A 14,385-nucleotide genomic window follows, 5' to 3' on the forward strand; every position below is an offset into this window, starting at 1 on the left:
TTCTCTACCTTATCTCTATCCTGGGAAACGCATAAGAACAATAAGGGTTTATAGGTCTTGCAGAATCACTCCGAGATTATGGAATATCTCAAAACTGATTTATTTTTCAAATTCGATGTTTGGTAGAAGCGTAAGATTAACTTGTTTGTTTAAAATATTTGTTACATCTTTTACCGACCCTTTTTCCAATTGGTATGTTAGGCTATCTTCTGGTAAAAGACTTTGAATAAATCCTTCTCCATCTTCAGTAATCCATAAATGAAATCCTTTATTATTGCTTCCTGCAATAATAAGATCGTAGGTCAATACTGAAGGGGTTTTAATAACCTTTTGATCATCAAGTTCTTTTGCATTGTTGGTGGCACCAACGAATACATCTACTTCTTCTTTCTCTTTAAACGCTACTTCTTCTGATTGTGTTTCATTTCCTATCCAAAAGCTTGCTTCTACTTTTTCAACATTTTCTAATTCATTTGTTGAACAGGCGCTTAGAGATATTGAAAGTATAAGTATAAGTATAATCATAATCAATAAATTTCTTTTCATTATTTGTCCTCCTGGTTATTCTACAATCCTTCCTAAAGCCTACATAGACTTACAATTTATTACGCAAACGCTCCGATTTAACAGAACAATGGACTCAATTCCATATTCTTGAGTTGCCCGATAATCTGGAAGACTTGATACCGAGATAGATCTTGAAGTAGATTTTAAACTAAAGCACCAGTTAGACTAAAGGATTAACAACGGTGACGGTGAACTCTATAATAATTAATGGGATTTTTTAGTTTAAAAAACTAAAGGAGGATTCTAATGAATAATATTTTCGAGATCAAGCATACAGATGAAATATTAAATCGTATCGAAAACTTAAATGTAAATTCACAAGCAAAATGGGGTGAAATGGATGTTTCTCAAATGTTAGCTCATTGCACATCTTTCCAAGATATCGCAATGGGAGATTCTTTCCCTAAAAGAGGTTTGTTAGGATTATTAGTAGGTAGATTTGCAAAACCCATCTTTTATAATGACAAACCTTTAGACCAAAATATGCCGACTACTCCAACCATTTTAATTACATCTAAAAGAGATTTTGAAGTTGAAAGAGAAAAACTAAAACAAAAAATAATAACATTTCAAAAGAATGGACCAGAGTCTTGTACAGATCATCCACATCCTTTTTTCGGAAAACTTACTTCCGAACAATGGGGAAAAGGCATCTACAAGCATCTTGACCACCATTTAAAACAATTTGGAGTTTAGTGGCAGGAGTTTAAATATACCGTACCATCTTAAACTAACCTGCTTTGTCAATAGCCCTGATATTCCTTGTGCTTATATAAAAAAGAGCTAGGACTCTATTGAAGAATCGCTCCGAGATTGCTTAATAACTTTTTATTTTCTTTTAGAATTACTTTGTCGTCTCTTTTTTCTCTTTCCAATGACTTACAATAAGACTTGAAGAGAAAATTAACAATAGCAACATAAAAATTGAGGAGATTAGTGATATAATTCCTGTTTGATTACTAATGTCATTATAGAGTTCAAACAAAAAACAAGGAATTAACAGTATGCTTATTACAAATATAAGAACTTCAACTTTCACCTTTCGTACCCCCCACATTACAAATTTTCCCTTTTGATTATATCCATTCTACGGATGGGCATGTAAATTGTTTCACTAAATTTCCAAAATTTACAATACAAATTGTTTCAAAAAATCCGCATAACTCAATCTTTAATTCCAGCTAAAAGGAGCCTATCTTATTAAAGATAAGCTCCGAGATAATTGAATATGAGATAAAACTTATTTCTGTCGAATTCACCACTCAATATCTTCATAAATATCAGAGATAAATCTTCCATCAACTTTACCCTCTTCGAACAATTGTGTCGCTGTACTAAACTCTTGAGTAACTGAGCCTTTTACTTTTGTTAAGTAAAATCTCTCTTCATCTTGGCTAATCCAATATTCATTATTTCCATATTTGAAATTGTACTCTTCTCCAATTTGAATTCCATTTTGAAACTCTTTGAACTGATCTTTAGTCATTTCATCACTCCATTCAAGGGTTTCAACTAGAGCTTGTAAAAATCTAAACGAAAATATTGAGAAATAGAGTTGATATTCATGTTTTATCCAACATTAGCTCAGATTTACTTGAAGACTCGTATTCGAAGCAATCAGATATATTTTGCTGGAAATTCTTACTCAGGTTTACGCTAGATTACTTAAAAAAGTAGAAATCCCAACGAAAATACTAAATCCAGCAACAAGGAATGATGTGAAAGCGACTGGTTTTCGTTTTTGAAATTCAGTAACCCCCATAACAAGAAACATTCCACCCATTGATAGCATTAAATAAGGCAATATAATTTCAGCTGTTCCAGTTATCAAACCATAAATAGATAGAGAAACTACAATAGTTGCCAAAATTATTCTAATTATTTTCACCAGCACTTCCCCCGCAATAATGAAATTAGGTACTTTACTAAAGTCCCCTGTAATTCAGTAAAAATGAGCGCAAACCTCTCTAGATTAACGCTACGATTTAATTGAATAATCTCTAGTTTTAATCTCTCAATTCTATTTAGTAAGAAAATAAAATTTCGCTTCTTTAACATATGTTTATTTTTTATAATCTGGATTAATATATTTCTTTAATATACTTGGATTTACGAACCGTATTGAAACTACTTCCCCACAATCCAAACAGACAGTTAGTTCTTTTTCAAACTCTGGTACTTTTACAAGTGAATCTCCACCACAGCTTTTGCATTGTTGCATCTTATATCTCCCCACCCTTGAAGGTATTTGTTTTTCATTATTTAATAAATTCCATTTAAATGGGCATTAAACCCTTTCGAAGTATACTGTCCTAGTATTAAATTAAACAAAAAGGAACGTAATCCTTTTCAAATCAACGCTCCGATATTATTGAAGATGTGCTGCTACATAATTAGTTAATTAACCCTTGCGCCAACCATTGATCAAAATACTTTTGATAGCCCATTTCAGTGGCTGTGGCTGTCATTGTATATTCCTTATCCTTAATCTTAAAGGTATGCAACCCTGACAGAGCTTCATAAGTTGGGTTTGTTTTAACATCACCGAAAAGTGTTTCGAAAGTAATCACATCAACTGAATTTGTCGTTCCGTCTTCCGAGGTTTCAAGAAGAATAAAATCAACTTTTCCATACTCACTATTGTCCTTAAATATCAAACCAGCTTTCTTTAATGACATATATAATTGATCCATACTTTGGCTCCCCTCCCTTGTTAGTGCATTTATGAGTTACTCTTGATTTTCCTTTTTTACCTTGATTACTCTTGAACACTCACCGAGTCTTCAATACCAATTATTTCAAATCAGTATGAATAACTCAATCTTTCATTTCACATCAAAAGGAGCCTATCTAATTACAGATAAGCTCCGAGATACTGGAAGATGGTAAAAAACGATCCTTCTGTCTTAAGGTTAAGACTTTTCTTCTTTTGATAACAGTCCAACAATGAACATGACAATAGCATATATAATAATCGTAGTTATTAATAAAGTTAATGGATTAAAATGATCATGCAAAAATGGGGACAAAACTATTACTATCACCAATAGTATTGCACCAGCTATTTTTTGGTTTTTCTTCTTTTTTGCAACTTCCATTTTCAATGATAACCTCCCTTTATTCCTGGGTTGCTCTTAAATAATGAAATAGCTGCAAAGACACCTTACTCAACATTCGCTCCGAGATTATGGAAGACTTGATTTCTACATATTTTCAAATAAAAGTATATTATATATACTACTTTAAAAGAAGCCATATCACTACTAAGATGATAGCTATTATCCCCCAAAACAAAACTTGTTTATTTCTCAATCTTTCACCTTCCTTCAAAGTAAGTGATCATCTAAGTTGATCGTTGTTTTCTTTTTTTATTTCGTCCAATTAAAATAGCAATGAATAGGCAGCCTAGCCCTACTATATTCATAATGATATTACCTAAGTTGCCTAAGTCATTAATTTTCAACCCGACTAAAAAACCACCAATCAAAATAAGTGGAATAACTATAAAAAATCTCAAAATTATTCCCCCGAACCTATTATTATGTTTACTACAGAATTGCTCCGAGATTGTTGAATATCAACTGATTATTTTTCCTTTTTTACTAAGTAAAAAAAAGATGATTGGATTAATAATACTAAAAATTAAAATGATCAAGAACATATAAGTAGTCATTTCATCGCCACCTAAACCTAGTTCATCAACAATTATTGCATCATAGTATAGTAATTGACTAGATGCAATCACTGAAACGATTGATAGTCCAATAACTGATAAACTCTCAGCTTTTATCTTTAGTTGAGGTACAGTGATGATTAACAACAGAAAGAAATTAGCTACAATAAATGTTACAAAAATGGGTCTCAATAAAGTGAATACACCTGCAATTTCAAACGAATTGTATGTATACATAGAAATCCTCCATCATTTTCATTCGTAGTCCCGCACTCTAATTCCAATTATTTCAAACCGATGAGCATAACTCAATCTTTTATTTCAACTAAAAGGAGCCTATCTTATTACAGATAAGCTCCGAGATTGCTTAAGACTCGTAGTATCTATTGTATGCACTAATAGTAACTCCACTGAAATTGAAAAAAGCTGCTCTCAATTCTATTTTTCTTTCTTTCGGAAATATTTCCATTTGTATGCGGTACTTAATGCCAATAAAGCGATAATTAGAAAGGACTTAAAATAAGGGTTTGATACTGTGAAATATACGAAAAAAGTAGATATTACTATAAATAAGTAAACAAGTAATAAAGATAAAGGTAAAGGCTTATCTGACTTCAAAGTATCACCTCTTTAAATTAATTATTTATAGTCTCTTTCTAATACAGTAACAAAGGAGTAAGATGACTTAATTCTCCTACCAACATTCCAGAATCATCTCCTAAACCTACATTGAGAGCTTACTTTTTATTAAGTAAACGCTCCGATTTAATGGAAGAACGAAACATTCATTATATTAAGGATACGTATAATTCTTCTAGAACTGCTAGGGACATAATAATAGCGGTACCTATATAAAAATAGCCACTTTTAACTTCACTATTCTTTACTTTTTCAATTCCTGTCAGCAGAAAAAACACTATTAAAAATGAAAAAATTATAGATATGGGTAATTCAATGGCTTTAATAAAAAAATGTGTAATACCCACCCCAATTCCAATAATAGCGAGTATATAATTTACTATTTTTAAAAGCTCCACATTTATCCCTCCTAACTTTCTTGAAGAGCAAATAGGTTATTAGACGGGAATTCAGGCTTATTCCATTAATGCTGCCCGTAATTAACTTAAAAGAAAAGAGCATAGTCCTTTCTAGATTAAAGCTCCGATATTCTAGAAGACTTAGTTTCAAGATAAATTAGTACTTTAGCATTCTAAAGATACTTAAATCATCTTAAAGGATACACTAAATCTATATTATTAACTTTCTTTAATGATTGGTAATACCAGTAATTATGATCAGCACCATGAATACAAAGAATTCTCTTATCAGGATACATCTCAATTGTATTCTTCACCCTAGAAAGCATAATATAATGTCTAGAATTCCACACAATGTCTTGAACATCAGGGTTAATAGTTTGTAACCAATTATACATATCTTTGGTTATAGTGTCGTAATCATATGAGTTTAGAGGGATGTTACCAATCTCCCAAGTTGAAAGTTGCTTATCTTGCCACTGTCTTAATTCTAGCTCTAACCTTTGCCTAGTTTCATAATTGTATTTATCAAACGGTTCTTCTTCAAATACATCCTCTTCGAACCAATTTATCGGGACAAATTCAATGCCCCTCTCTTCGCATAATGGATATATTAAATCAGGATATTCATTTTGTGTTTCTCCTAAAATTCCAAAAGGTTCCCCTTCATCTAGATAGAGTTCCCAACTACTCGGATGTACTTCACCACAAATCACATCAGGTTTAAATTCTGTAATTAACTCCTTTACCAGTGATAAGGGATAATTATACTTTTTTTGCATTTCTTCATCATGTGTCATTCCTAAGATACCTACTACAGTCAAAACAAACACTCCCAAATTTATTGCATGTCACAAACGCTGATATGCATTTCAATTTTCTGTACAATCCATTAATACCAATTATTTCAAACCACTGAAGATAACTCAATCGTTTTCTCTAATAAAAAGAAGCCTATCTTTATTGCAGATAAGCTCCGAGATAATAGAACAATCGCTTCTCTATGAATTAATAACTAATTTCGACTCGCTTTTCTTAAAGTTATAATTATTGTTAATTGATACACTGTAAATGAAATCCCAAGCAAGGCTATAAATATTAGTGATAACAGTGAACTATTGATACTATTACTTTTAAGCAATAAAAAAGATACTCCTATCCAAAAAACTATTAACCTTATTATTCTATTTGTTACGTGTGATTTGAACATTTTACACTTCCTTTAATTAACACTCCAACCCTAAACCTACATGGAGCGCTTACTTATTGTTAAGCAAACACTCCGATATTAACGAAGATTTGACTTTAAGATTAATCCGTATTACCTCGTTTACTTACCCATGTCACTTCAATTAACCATTTGAAAAATGTTGCACAAATAGAGAAAACTATTATATCTAAAATGGATTCGTTAAAAGATGAAAACAACACTTTCCATAATGAAATACCAACGATCATGAATAAGAAGAACCTAAAATAATATAAAATCTTACTCACCTCGAATTATTACGTTGTGATTTTTATTATTGCTCCGATTTAACGGAAGATTGAATTACTACCTACTAGCCTTCGTAACAAAGTCTATATTAAAGTCACATTTATTCAAGTGCCAAATATCAGAGTGCCAAGGAAGAGATAAAAAAATGGGAACATTATTAAGACGCCGTTTCCTACTATTGCAGCTATTGAAAAAACACTCTTTTTATAACCCAAAGCCTTCGCCGCGAAAAGGAGCCCTATTGTGCAAAATAGTAATGGAAAGAATATTGGCAATCCTTGCAGCTTGTTGAGCGTAATAAAATCCAAGAAAAAATTAGCGATGAATAAAACGGGAATCAAGAATAATAAATAAGAAATTATTAATAGTAATCTATACAATTTAAAGCCTCCATCCAATATTCTTAAAAAAACTTTTGATTTCATCAGATGACCATCCCTCTTCCAGATATGCTCCTTTTTAAAGACAATCAGTCTCCTATTCTATTCATCTTAGTTCTTACTCCAACTTATAATCTCTTCATTGCTTTTACTAACTGTATTAACCCCCACGTTGCTATTGCAAGAGATATACCAATAATCACCACTGCTATTAGGATTCCAAAAAGTGTTTCTATCACTATTCCCCCTAAATATGTAAATCTGGATTATTAAAAATCAAAACAGTTTCCTCTAAATTCACTCTCTATACTTACGTAGCAATGCTATTTAAGTTTCATATAAGCGCTTACCAATATTAAGCATACGCTCCGAGTTTGCGGAAGACTCGAAAACGAGATATATTCACTATTTTTCTCCATCCCCTTGCTTACTTATCTTAGGAATAATAAAGTACCAAGAAATAAAACCGCCTATCATTAGTCCTATTACGACTGTCCATTTTATTTCTCCGTATTTGAAATATCCAAAGAGAATAGCAACGACTGCAAAAACGAGTGCAGAGATAATACCCTCTTTAATTCGTTTATTCATTAGAAGATCTCCTTCTTATATATAAATCCCTAAAATTATGTATCATAATATTGAACCAGCGCTCCGAGATTGTAGAATAATGTATTCACTCCACTTTCTTATCTACATATACTCCTACGAGAAAACGAAGCAATAGATATAACAAAATAGTGACCCCACCCACTATGAATACGTTATAATCATCAAATAATACCGTTGCCAAAATTATTGCGATAACTAAATAAATAACTGCAAACCCTTGCTGATATCTCCTCTTTTTAGATAACTCATTTAAATCCCTCAATTCATTCACTCCAGTCCTAAATCTGAAAGTCAATCTACATAAAGAGCAGACTTTTTATTCTGTAAATGCTCCGAGATTGTTTAATAACTGTTATTTCAAAGACATTTCTTCCTCAAGTGATTGTCGTTCCATTTCTGGCACCTCAGTAGTCAGCTATTGTGGAGCCTTATGAAAATATTCATTTCATCTGATATAATTAAATTACAAAATAAAGGTGGTGGTTTATGTGTTAGAACGTGAAAGTGAATCACAAGGAAGAAAGTTTGCTTGGGTGGGTAAATGGGCAAAAATGACTGGTGATCGTGCAAAAATTGATGCCAAGGTAAATAACACCTATATCGTTTATGATACAGAAAATGGCCTTGTGAAAGAGTATCCTGATGGAACCGTTGTAAAGTTTGACCAAAAACCAGATGGTGATATTGAATGACAAAGCCAAAGCTCCCTCCTATGATGTATGTTTTTGCTGGTAACAATGGGAGTGGAAAAAGCACGCTACGTAACCTTCTAATTGATAAGTTAGGCATAGACATTAATATTGATCCTGATTCCATTGCGCGTAGATTGGATCCACAATCACCTGAGACGAAACAATTAGCAGCAGGTAAAGCAGCCGTAAGACTGATTTACGAGTGCATTGAAGAAGAAAAGAGTTTTTCAATTGAAACGACGCTCGCTGGAAAAAATGCGATTCACCAAATGACCAAAGCCAAGGAAAAAGGATTTGAAATTACAATGTTTTATGTTGGATTAAGCCACGTCACGCAAAACATTGAGCGAGTCGCATTACGAGTGAGGAATGGTGGCCATCATATCCCAACAAAGGACATCCTGAAAAGAGATATCACTTCCAAAGAAAACCTACTTCAACACTTGTCACTCATTAACAACCTCGTCGTTATCGATAACAGCAAATCAGATGGAGAATTGATTTTAGAAATATCTAATAACCAATTAACCTTCGAAACTGATGAGATACCTGAATGGGCAGACCCTATAAAACAGAAATTTAATACTCTAAGGTGAAAGCTTCTTCTATTGGTTCATAGAAGAAGCTTTTTAATGTAACTAAGGAATGAACACAAACTAAACAATCGCTCCGATTTTATGGAATAAATCAAGATCTTTCTCATGACAAAAGAACTTTCATAACAGATGGCTTACTCTAAATTAATTAGGTCTTAAAGAGTTTTCTCCATTGATATTCTCGTATTTGAATATCCCATTTTCTTGTACAATCTATAAGCTCCATCATTCTTCCCAAACACACTTAACCCTATTGAATTCACACCAAGTACTCTAAGCTTGTCTTGTAGCATCTCAATAGTCTTAGTTCCAAATCCTTTTCCTCTATGATGTTCATCAATTAAAATGTGATACAAGTAGGCAGAATTAATTTCTGGAATGACACTGTACCAAAGAAGCCCCACTTTTTCATTTGAGTTAGCTTTCATAATATTATAGAGACATTGTCCCTCAGTGGCTAAGCCATCCTTAAACATGTCGTTGATCATCATTTCTGATTCCTCTAAAGCCTGCTCAATTGTTAAATTGAAGTTTTTTGTAATTTCATTAGCATGATCAGGAATCATAAAATCCAAATACTCCTTGAATTCCACTTCATTAACCTTACTTAACTTAATCATGTTATCTCTCCATTCTATAGGGCTGCATTCTTTGTTTACATAGTAGTTGAGTAGAAAACAGATCAATTTTTAAATGATTAAGTTTTAAGTTAATCATGAATAAACAATCTGTTCACCCATGACCATGGCACACACCGAAAGCCTCGAATCATCTTCATTCCTCCTTTATGGACTTTGTAATTATTGATCTATTAAAGCTCCGAGATACTTGAATAACCACCTAAAATCTATTAGCTAGTGGAATTAATTGTTACTGCATGGTTCTCATTTACTACTATTTGATCATTCGTATTTACCTCTAGATCAATTGGATAAATAGCAGAAACCTTATCAGAAAATATCCATCTTCTACCTGGTTGAACTAACAAAATAAAGACGCCAATTGCACGATTCCCCATAAAATTAAGTGATTCGTCGCTTATTTGTTTGTTATCACGCTCGTTAATCCCAAGGTACATTAATTGTCTTCCAGTTTTTATTGCATCATCCACAGTAAGGCTAATTTCACTAATACTTAGAATGCTACTTTGTGAAAATGGTTCATCACTAGCTTTGGTTATAGAATGTCTGGAGATAAACTCAACTACATTTTCAGAAGGGTCATAAAAGTATAGTGAATGGCCAGGAAGGTTTGGGAAATCCGCCTCATCTTTTCCTTCTTCTTCATTAAGTTTAACTTTACCTTCTAGCCACGCTTTAGCCTCTTTAAATTTATTTGAAGGGATATTGAAAGCAAAGTGGTAATAAGGATCGCCTTTTACATTTCTTGATGTGAATTTCAATTGACTTGAACCAATTGATACCTGAAAACTTTCTTGGCATTCTTTTGTTAATGGCATACCTAAAGTTTCTGTATAAAAAATTTTCATTTTATCAAGATGTTTTGTTTTTAAAGTAAGCCGCCTTATCCTCACAAGGTATTCTCTTCTCCTCTTAGGCGTACTATTTCCATCCACTTTGTCATTTCAAATTTCCCACTTTCTTGTTTGAGTTCGTCCGGAACAGAAACAAAACTCATGAACTCCAAACTGTTTCCATCTGGATCTTTAAAATAGACAGAAGCATTCCCCTGATTAGGCCTTACAAATGGCTGCACTGATGCCCTGTTTCCGAAAGGTACAGCTTCTATTCCTTTACTATGCAACCAATTCACAGAGTTCTTCATCTCTTCAAATGGAATTCTAAAAGCCACATGTCTTAGTGATGGGTGGTATGCGGTTAAATATTCTTCTCCTTCCCAGAGCCCTAGCCAACTTTTATGCCTCTCAATCCAGATAAAAGCAATTCCATCTCCTTCCCAAGCAAGCTCTAACCCCAAGCTTTGATAAAATTGAATAGAACATCTTAGATCTTTAACTGGTAAATGAGCTTCGTAAAGTCCTTCAATCATATTTATCCACTTCCTCTTTTCATATTTTCTATGAATTAAGTGTATATAGGAATTTAATATGACGCCTCGGCTGCGAGCATTAAATAAGCTACAACTTTAGAAGGAGACTTATACATGAGCCAGATAATCTTACTAGAGTTTAAAATTCCAGCATTTAAAAGAGCCTATCTTATTAAAGATAAGCTCCGATTAAATGGAAGACTAGACTTCAAGATATCTTCGATACTTAAAATAAGTTTTCTTTCAAACCTCGAACCATTTTCATAAGCTCCACTATATGATGATTAGAAAGATCTTGATTTTAAGATTTTTCAAAAGCCCACTCATATAACCATTTAAAAAATGTTGCAAAAAAAGAGATGCCAATTATACTTACAACTGTCTGCTTATGTGATAAGAACAACACATTCCATATTGATAGGCCAACAATCATGAATAAGAAGAACTTAAAATAACTTAACACTTTCACCACCTCTATTTTTCACACTAAGATTTGATACACAGACTTCAATATTTTCATTTCGTTTCCAATACATTTACGAAAGAAGGTCCTACTTTGTTTCAACCTGTCTATTATCTGATAACTGATCCTTCTATATAAATACTCTAAACAAAAAAAGAGAGCCAATTCTTTGTTAAAGAATCGCTCCGAGATTATGGAACATTAATATTTGTTATGATTGTTTCCAACCACTGGTTTGTATCCTTAGAACAGAAGCCATTACCCCTATGAGGCAAAAGATAATTCCTACTGGCAAGATGATGAATAGTAAAAGGTCCGGAACTATTCCAAGGTACGGTAGAATTGTACATACCGGAACTGCAACGGTCAGGGTTAATAAGATGATCAAATCAAGTTTTTTGGTATTCAAATAATAATCCTCCTAGAGCATAAAGTAGTTCGATTAGCATCTAATTTTAATCAAAATGCTTAATACCAATTATTTCAAATCAGAGCTAATAAATCCATCTTTTTCACTAAAAAGAGCCTATCTTATTACAGATAAGCTCCGAGATAATGGAACAAGCTGTTTCATCCTATTAATTTGATTACTCTTTAAAAAAGATCCATATTAGTCTAAGCTATCTTGTAATACTTTGTTTAAACACTATGTTTTTTCTCCTGTACACACTGAGCACGTTGCCAAAGACTATGGAGTTCATTATTGTTGGCGTTAATCCATAACTGATAAAAGGTAACGAAATCCCTATTATCGGAAGAAGACCAAGGGTCATAGCAATCGAGTAGAGAAACTGAACCGAGAATAAGCTTAGACCTCCTACAACAAGCATCTTTCCAAATGAATCATTTATTTTAAAGGTGACGTAGATCATTCGAGTCATCAACATAGCTAGAACTAAAAATAGAATGATTCCTAACATCCAGCCGAAGTGATAGGTAAGGCTTAGAAAAACAAAATCAGTGTGGCCTGTTGGTATAAAAACTTGTTCCCCACGTTGACCGAACCAACCGGCAGCCTTTAATAATTCCTTCGCCTGTAAGTACATATAACCACTAGAATCTGCATATTCGGTTGGATTTAAATAACCCAAGATTCTATCTTTCTGATAATCATCTAGATTTCCCCACAATAAATATCCTGCTGAGAACATGACAGCTAGACTACTTACCGCTAACAACAATATTCTTTTTTTTCTTACGTCACTAAACCAAAGCAGAACAACTGTCATGGCGCTAAAGACGAAGATTGAATTAGGGTCGAGGACAATTAAAAAAAAGAAGATTGGCACAGAACATAAAAGAAGAAACTTCCAATAGGATACCTTGCTACTTATGAATAAAGCTGAAAATCCTACGTAAAAAAGTAAAAGCGTTTGTGTACTGTCAATCCCGAATGGACCTACTCGTAATACTGGAATGCCATTCGTATATGTTGTTGGAAACAGGACTAAAAGAGCTAAAACAAATAGACCCATGAGATAAAAAAACCATCTCCACTTATATAATTTTCGATAATCAAAAAACATAAGCCCAGTTATTATCATTACACTAATAACAGAAAAAATGATTTTCCTTTCAAAATAGTAATTTAAGTCTAAATTCCAAAACATCAAAGGCAAAAAACTCAATCCAATCGTAACGACTAGCAAACTAATAAGCCACCAGTCTGTTTTTGGACGATGAAGTTTATTTAGACGTTGGCCAAGCTGAACTGGGCTCCCCATTTGCTTAATAGCTACTCTTTCAGCTTCTTCTTCCTCTACCCCTGTTTGAACTAGTCTTTTTTTCTCACTATTTATATGATGATTAAGTTCATGGGAAATCATTTCTTTCGCTTCTATAGCTTTTATTTGTTCTTGTACTTGGTCTAAGAAATCATACTTTTTGTCACTCATAATTCATAGTTTCCAGTCAAATTACTAAGCTTAAGAACGCCTCTCACTCTTTTGTTTTCCATTTTCTTTAATACTTTTCTACCCTTACTCGTTAGTTTATACATTTTTGAGTAATCGCTACGCCACCTTACGATTAAGTAGTTTTTTTGTTCAAGAGCATGTAGAACTGTATATAATAGTCCTTCCTCATCTTCAAACTTCAAAATTCCTCTGCTACGCAATTGTTTCGCCACGTCATGACCCGTTTTCTCTTCCAGAAGCAGCTGTAATACTGCGAGAAGGATCATTTCATCATCTTCCACTTCTTTCTCTATCTTTTTGTGTATTTGATTCCTATCATCCTCTGTGAATTCCAATTGACTAAAGCATGTTGTTTTCATCGATTTCTTCAAGTTCTTTAGCCTTTCCTCCATCAGATCATTCCTCCTAATTGTTCCTTAAGCAATTGCTTAGCTCGTTTCAATCTCGTTTTAACCGTGTTACTATTTTGATCTGTCACGCTACTTATTTCTTTAATCGACATCTCTTCAAAATAAAAGAGATAAATGACCTCTCTATAATGAATTGGGAGATCCATGACAGCTATGACCAGCTCTTCGTCTTCTTCCTGTCGAATAACTGAATCTTCCACACCAGATTCTTGTGCTGGAGTAAGAGCAACTTCAACTTCAGAAGGAATCACTTTTCTTTTGTACCAGCTCTTAAGATAGTCTTTGCAATGATTTATGGCAATTCTCCAAACCCAGGTCTTCATTTTCGAATGTTGTTTGTAGGTATGTAAATTCTTATAGCATTTCACAAAGACCTCTTGAGTCAAATCTTCGGCTATTGCCTTGTCTTTTACATAGGAATACATCAGATAGAGAATTTCTTCTCCAAAGTTTCTCATCATCTCGTCTATTAAATTATTTTTATCAGCCGTATCAACTATATTTTCAATGTACTCTTCCACTTTTCACCCT

At 33.1% G+C, this 14,385-nt stretch carries 20 protein-coding genes; 3 read left to right on the plus strand and 17 right to left on the minus strand.

What is annotated here, in order from left to right:
- Positions 1-99: 99 nt before the first annotated feature.
- Positions 100-546 (minus strand): hypothetical protein, encoded by a 447-nt coding sequence (locus ATG70_RS08240; RefSeq protein ID WP_098443846.1) that lies wholly within the window; start codon positions 544-546, stop codon positions 100-102.
- A gap of 267 nt (positions 547-813) precedes the next feature.
- Between ATG70_RS08240 and ATG70_RS08245 the strand changes: the two genes are divergently transcribed.
- Positions 814-1,263, plus strand: a complete 450-nt coding sequence (locus tag ATG70_RS08245; RefSeq protein WP_098443847.1) for a DUF1569 domain-containing protein — start codon at positions 814-816, stop codon at positions 1,261-1,263.
- Between the two features lie 559 nt (positions 1,264-1,822).
- Here the strand turns inward: ATG70_RS08245 and ATG70_RS08250 are convergent.
- From ATG70_RS08250 to ATG70_RS08295, 9 genes are all read right to left on the minus strand, one after another.
- Complete coding sequence (locus ATG70_RS08250; RefSeq protein WP_098443848.1) at positions 1,823-2,053, minus strand: hypothetical protein; 231 nt, start codon at positions 2,051-2,053, stop codon at positions 1,823-1,825.
- Between the two features lie 165 nt (positions 2,054-2,218).
- Positions 2,219-2,455 carry a DUF3953 domain-containing protein gene (locus tag ATG70_RS08255; RefSeq protein WP_098443849.1) on the minus strand — a complete coding sequence of 79 codons (237 nt, stop codon included), beginning with the start codon at positions 2,453-2,455 and terminating at the stop codon, positions 2,219-2,221.
- A 174-nt stretch (positions 2,456-2,629) separates the two neighbouring features.
- The gene (locus ATG70_RS22455) at positions 2,630-2,788 is read right to left on the minus strand and encodes a hypothetical protein (RefSeq protein WP_179886223.1); all 159 of its coding nucleotides are present in this window, start codon (positions 2,786-2,788) and stop codon (positions 2,630-2,632) included.
- A gap of 172 nt (positions 2,789-2,960) precedes the next feature.
- The gene (locus ATG70_RS08260) at positions 2,961-3,260 is read right to left on the minus strand and encodes a hypothetical protein (RefSeq protein ID WP_098443850.1); all 300 of its coding nucleotides are present in this window, start codon (positions 3,258-3,260) and stop codon (positions 2,961-2,963) included.
- Between the two features lie 219 nt (positions 3,261-3,479).
- Positions 3,480-3,671, minus strand: a complete 192-nt coding sequence (locus ATG70_RS08265; RefSeq protein ID WP_098443851.1) for a hypothetical protein — start codon at positions 3,669-3,671, stop codon at positions 3,480-3,482.
- Positions 3,672-4,144: 473 nt separating this feature from the next.
- The gene (locus ATG70_RS08275; protein WP_098443853.1) at positions 4,145-4,477 is read right to left on the minus strand and encodes a hypothetical protein; all 333 of its coding nucleotides are present in this window, start codon (positions 4,475-4,477) and stop codon (positions 4,145-4,147) included.
- A 551-nt stretch (positions 4,478-5,028) separates the two neighbouring features.
- Positions 5,029-5,277: a hypothetical protein gene (locus ATG70_RS08280; protein WP_098443854.1), complete on the minus strand. Its 249-nt coding sequence runs from the start codon at positions 5,275-5,277 to the stop codon at positions 5,029-5,031.
- Between the two features lie 188 nt (positions 5,278-5,465).
- Positions 5,466-6,110 carry a hypothetical protein gene (locus ATG70_RS08285; RefSeq protein ID WP_257147770.1) on the minus strand — a complete coding sequence of 215 codons (645 nt, stop codon included), beginning with the start codon at positions 6,108-6,110 and terminating at the stop codon, positions 5,466-5,468.
- A 1,450-nt stretch (positions 6,111-7,560) separates the two neighbouring features.
- A complete protein-coding gene (locus ATG70_RS08295; protein ID WP_098443857.1) occupies positions 7,561-7,746 on the minus strand; it encodes a hypothetical protein in 186 nt (61 codons plus the stop codon).
- Between the two features lie 509 nt (positions 7,747-8,255).
- Here ATG70_RS08295 and ATG70_RS08305 point away from each other — a divergent pair.
- Positions 8,256-8,459, plus strand: a complete 204-nt coding sequence (locus tag ATG70_RS08305) for a hypothetical protein (protein ID WP_098443859.1) — start codon at positions 8,256-8,258, stop codon at positions 8,457-8,459.
- Positions 8,456-9,055 (plus strand): zeta toxin family protein, encoded by a 600-nt coding sequence (locus tag ATG70_RS08310; protein WP_257147646.1) that lies wholly within the window; start codon positions 8,456-8,458, stop codon positions 9,053-9,055. Before ATG70_RS08305 ends, ATG70_RS08310 begins: the two co-directional genes overlap by 4 nt.
- Positions 9,056-9,210: 155 nt before the next feature.
- Here ATG70_RS08310 and ATG70_RS08315 read toward each other — a convergent pair whose 3' ends face one another.
- The 7 genes from ATG70_RS08315 to ATG70_RS08345 form a co-directional block, all read right to left on the minus strand.
- Positions 9,211-9,675 (minus strand): GNAT family N-acetyltransferase, encoded by a 465-nt coding sequence (locus tag ATG70_RS08315; RefSeq protein WP_098443860.1) that lies wholly within the window; start codon positions 9,673-9,675, stop codon positions 9,211-9,213.
- A gap of 230 nt (positions 9,676-9,905) precedes the next feature.
- The gene (locus tag ATG70_RS08320; protein ID WP_098443861.1) at positions 9,906-10,589 is read right to left on the minus strand and encodes a VOC family protein; all 684 of its coding nucleotides are present in this window, start codon (positions 10,587-10,589) and stop codon (positions 9,906-9,908) included.
- A complete protein-coding gene (locus ATG70_RS08325; RefSeq protein WP_098443862.1) occupies positions 10,586-11,065 on the minus strand; it encodes a VOC family protein in 480 nt (159 codons plus the stop codon). The genes ATG70_RS08320 and ATG70_RS08325 overlap by 4 nt, the downstream gene beginning before the upstream one ends.
- Positions 11,066-11,739: 674 nt before the next feature.
- Positions 11,740-11,937: a hypothetical protein gene (locus ATG70_RS08330; protein WP_098443863.1), complete on the minus strand. Its 198-nt coding sequence runs from the start codon at positions 11,935-11,937 to the stop codon at positions 11,740-11,742.
- A gap of 211 nt (positions 11,938-12,148) precedes the next feature.
- Positions 12,149-13,423, minus strand: a complete 1,275-nt coding sequence (locus tag ATG70_RS08335; RefSeq protein WP_098443864.1) for an FtsW/RodA/SpoVE family cell cycle protein — start codon at positions 13,421-13,423, stop codon at positions 12,149-12,151.
- Positions 13,420-13,836 carry a PadR family transcriptional regulator gene (locus ATG70_RS08340; RefSeq protein WP_098443865.1) on the minus strand — a complete coding sequence of 139 codons (417 nt, stop codon included), beginning with the start codon at positions 13,834-13,836 and terminating at the stop codon, positions 13,420-13,422. The genes ATG70_RS08335 and ATG70_RS08340 overlap by 4 nt, the downstream gene beginning before the upstream one ends.
- Positions 13,836-14,375: a sigma-70 family RNA polymerase sigma factor gene (locus ATG70_RS08345; protein ID WP_098443866.1), complete on the minus strand. Its 540-nt coding sequence runs from the start codon at positions 14,373-14,375 to the stop codon at positions 13,836-13,838. Before ATG70_RS08345 ends, ATG70_RS08340 begins: the two co-directional genes overlap by 1 nt.
- Positions 14,376-14,385: the final 10 nt, after the last annotated feature.

It is taken from the genome of Bacillus sp. es.036 (assembly GCF_002563635.1).
GTDB lineage: Bacteria > Bacillota > Bacilli > Bacillales > Guptibacillaceae > Guptibacillus.